The organism is Acidiphilium sp. JA12-A1, assembly GCF_000724705.2.
Classification (GTDB): Bacteria; Pseudomonadota; Alphaproteobacteria; order Acetobacterales; family Acetobacteraceae; genus Acidiphilium; species Acidiphilium multivorum.
The window spans coordinates 1-3,744 of the sequence record NZ_JFHO01000073.1; the positions used below are offsets into that span (position 1 = coordinate 1).

The following is a 3,744-nucleotide window of genomic DNA, read 5'->3' on the forward strand; positions in this document are numbered from 1 at the left end:
AGCCAGAAGCACGAGGTGAAGACCCCCGTGCCGATGAGCCAGTCCGTGCTCAACACGCTGGCGAAGCTGCGCGCGCTGCAGAAGCAGAAGAAGCCGCCGACCGCGCGCTACAATCCCGAGCGCGGCGGCGCGCCGAATGGCGGCGGGACGAAGATGAGCACGGCGAATTCCGGCCTTTCCGCCTCGCAGCGGGATGCGATCGGCAACGAGGTCCGCCCGTGCTGGGGCATCGACGCCGGCGCGCCGGGCGTGCAGAAATTCAGCGTCCTGCTACAGGTCGTGACCGATGCGGGCGGCGTCGTGCGGGAAGCCCGGGTGGCGCCCGCCGACCAGGGCAAGATGAGCGATCCGCTCTTCGCCGCCTTCGCCAACCGCGCCGTCGATGCGGTTAAGAACTATCAATGTGCCAAGCTGCCGTTGCCGTCCTATATGCTCGGCTCGGTGCACACCTTCATCTTCAGGTTCACTCCATAGCGTTCGAAGCGTTTCAGGATAGAGGTTCTTCATGACGATCCGCCGTCCGTCGCCCGCCCACCATCCGCGCGTTCCCGGAACCCTGGTCGAGCGGCTGCCGCCGCTGTCCCGCCGGTTGATGATCGGCGCCGGAGCCGCGGGGCTGCTGCTGCCCGGGCTCGCCCGCGCGCAGAATGCCGCGAACGGCCCGAGCGATGCGATCAACGTCTCCGGCGCGCATAACGCGCCCATCCCGATCGCCCTGCCGGCCTTCACCGATGCAAGCGGCAATACGTCGGATATCGGCGCCCAGATCACCCAGGTCGTCACATCGGATCTCGACCATTGCGGCTTGTTCAGCGCGATCGATCCCACCAGCTTCGTGCCGAATTCGGTGGTCAACAGCGTGCCGGTCTGGAACAACTGGAGCATTCTGGGGGCGCAGGCGCTTGTGACCGGCCAGGTGACGAGCCCGGGCGCGGGGCAGATCCGCGTCGAATACCGGCTCTGGGGCATTTCGCAGCAGAAGCAGTTGCAGGGGACGGCCTATACCACGGCATCGGGCAACTGGCGGCGGATCGCCCATATCATCGCCGATGACATCTATCAGCAGATGATCGGCGAAAAGGGCTATTTCGACACGCGGGTTGCGTTCATATCCGTCTCGGGCCCTCCGACCAGCCCGATCCGTCGCATGGCGCTGATGGATTACGACGGCGCGAATGTCCGCTTCCTCACCTCGGGCCGCAACATGGCGCTCTCGCCGCAGTTCAACCCGACGCGGCAACAACTCGCCTTCGTCAGCTTCGAGAACAATCGCCCGCAGGTCTATCTGTTCGACCTGCAGACGGGCGCGCGCACCAATATCGGCTCGTTCGGCGATATGAGCTTCGGCCCGCGTTTCAGCCCCGACGGCTCCGCGCTGCTGTTCTCGATATCGAAGGGCGGCGGCGCGATGATCGTGAAATACGACCTGGGAAGCCGGCGTATGACCCAGCTGACCGACGCGAACTCGATCAACGTCACCCCGTGCTACAGCCCGGATGGCACCAAGATCGTGTTCAACTCGGACCGCGACGGCTCCGGCGACCAGCAGCTTTTCGTCATGAATGCCGACGGATCGAACGTCCAGCGGATTTCATACGGCCATGCTCGCTATGCGGAACCGGATTGGTCGCCGCGCGGCGATGCGATCGCCTTCACCCGCCTCGACTCGAGCGGTTTCGGCATCGGCGTGATGAAGCCGGATGGCTCGGGCGAGCGGTTGCTGTCGCAGGGCTATCTGGAAGAGGGGGCAACCTTCTGTCCCAACGGCCGGGTGATCATGTTCTACCGGCAGAGCCCGCTCAGGGTCGGGAACGTATCCCATCTCGTCACGATCGGCGTCGACGGTTTCAATGAGCGCATCACGCCGACGCCAACGAATGCCGAGGACCCGTCCTGGGGGCCGCGCCTTTCATAAACCCCGGACGGGGGCGCCTGACCAGGTCGGATCGCCTGCTTGCGTGATGTGGCAAATGGGGCCGGTTTCCCGGACAGGAGACCTCCGGACCGCATGGCGCAGGGTTCCCGGTCCGTTCAGGAAGACGGGCCTGCAATCGGGATTGGCGCGCGGCGATAGGCCGCGAGATTCCGGCCCGCCATGCCGCCGGCAATGGCGCCGGGCACGGCAATCCGTGACGCCGGGCCACCTGGCTGTGCGGTTGCGGGCAGAAGCGTCGGCGAACCGTGCAACGGCGCGAAGGCAAACGCGCCGGGTGCGAAGCGGCGAATTGCCACGGCACCCGCAGCGGGCTTCGACATCTGCGGCAGCGCCTTGCCGGCGGGCGAGGCGCCCGCGGATCCCGGCCCCCACACACGAGGCGCCGCCGATGGCTGCGCGACCGGCGCGAGAGGCGGCGTCATGGCCGTCTGCACCAGCGGCAGGCCGCTCGGTTGCCCGCCGGTCTGTCCCTGCCAACGGGCAAGAACCTGCCTCGCATAGGGTGCGCCGATCGACGGCGTCTGCGAGTGATAGGCGGCGATCGCCTGCTCCCAGGTGCCCAGTTGCGCCTTCAGCCGCGTGAGGAAGTCCGCCGCATAGAAGACGTTCGCCATCGGGTCGAACGCCTGCACGAGGTTGGTGAATGCGTGGGGGTGCTGCTGGATGTTCACCTGCATGCAACCGATGTCGAGCGAGGTCACGCCCTGCTGCAGAAACGACTGCGCCGCGGCGATCGCTTCGGCCTCGGTCTGGTACATGTGGCCGGCGCCATTTGCATCGATGGTCCAGGGCCAAGGCGCCAGCTGGCCGGTCACACGATCACGGCGGCCGCTTTCGACGGTTCCGACGGCACGCAGCAGCCCGACCGGAGTGTGCTTGTCGGACTCCGCCATGATGACGGCGGCCTGACAGAGCAGCGATGGATCCACGACCGGCGCCGACGCAGGCAACTCGCCGGTCGGCAATGCGCTGGCCGGCCGAATGCCGGACAGGGCGAATACCGCAAATGATGCGACAAGGGTTTTGGTCAGGCGCCGCTGCATGCGCGCAATATCCGGCAGAACGGTTAATTTGCCGTTATTTTCGCGCGCTTCATCGACCCCGGAGCTGACACGACGTCGGCAACGGCAAGCGCCGCAAAGCTTGCGATGCTGCACTGCAAAAAAGTTCTTGCATATCCCCGCTCGGATGACTATAAAAAGCATCAGCAACACAGCGATCCGTTCGCTCTGTTTGCTTTCTTGGTATCTGCTCAACCCGGTAGGGGGGCGATGGGCAGTGATGCTCCGGTGACGGCGTTTTTGATAGCGGTGTAGGCATCAAGGCCGTGCCGCGCGGCGGTCCCGACGACGGATCGGACGTTGGCGAAGAAATCGGCGCCCCAGTTGGATCGGAACCCTCCGGTGACCTTGCGATATGTCGCGGTAGGCCGGAGTTCGCGCTCGGAGCCGTTGTTGTCCGCGGCGATATCCGGGTGGTCGAGGAAGGTGAAGAGATGATCACGAACCTTGCCGTATCGTCGGCGCAATCGTCTGCCGTGGTGGTTGATCGGGGCGAGCGCCATGACGGCGTCGAGATCATGGTCGAGGCGCCGCCGCCAGGCGCGTCTTGTAGCGTCCGCGAGCGTGCGATGGCGCCGCGCCAGCACGACGGCGCGGAGCAGCAGGGCCTTCATTCTGGGTGCGAAGATCGTATCACCCGCCTCGATCGCGAATTTGCAGTCCCGGAGTTGGTGGGCGAGGCAAATCTGCCAGTCATCGGCATGACCGCGCTGGGCGCCATAGAGATCGGAGATCCAGATAGCGGGG

The 3,744-nt window shown here is 65.5% G+C and carries 3 protein-coding genes and 1 pseudogene; 2 read left to right on the forward strand and 2 right to left on the reverse strand.

Annotated elements, in window-relative coordinates; translation table 11 throughout:
- Together RT91_RS14120 and tolB are read left to right on the forward strand one after the other, a co-directional pair.
- Window positions 1-474, forward strand: a pseudogene (locus RT91_RS14120) (hypothetical protein); the annotation flags it as partial.
- Window positions 475-505: 31 nt separating this feature from the next.
- Window positions 506-1,915 carry a Tol-Pal system beta propeller repeat protein TolB gene (gene tolB, locus RT91_RS14125; protein ID WP_012040395.1) on the forward strand — a complete coding sequence of 470 codons (1,410 nt, stop codon included), beginning with the start codon at window positions 506-508 and terminating at the stop codon, window positions 1,913-1,915.
- A 116-nt stretch (window positions 1,916-2,031) separates the two neighbouring features.
- On the opposite strand, the gene RT91_RS14130 is transcribed toward tolB, so the two are convergent.
- A complete protein-coding gene (locus RT91_RS14130; RefSeq protein WP_035187837.1) occupies window positions 2,032-3,141 on the reverse strand; it encodes a lytic transglycosylase domain-containing protein in 1,110 nt (369 codons plus the stop codon).
- 47 nt (window positions 3,142-3,188) lie between these two features.
- The coding region (locus tag RT91_RS14135; RefSeq protein ID WP_035187068.1) for a transposase at window positions 3,189-3,744 on the reverse strand (556 nt) is incomplete at its 5' end.

Coding starts and splice junctions, on each gene's coding strand:
- tolB (WP_012040395.1), top strand. CDS start 506: ATGACGATCCGCCGTCCGTCGCCCGCCCACCATCCGCGCGTTCCCGGA.
- RT91_RS14130 (WP_035187837.1), bottom strand. CDS start 3,141: ATGCTTTTTATAGTCATCCGAGCGGGGATATGCAAGAACTTTTTTGCA.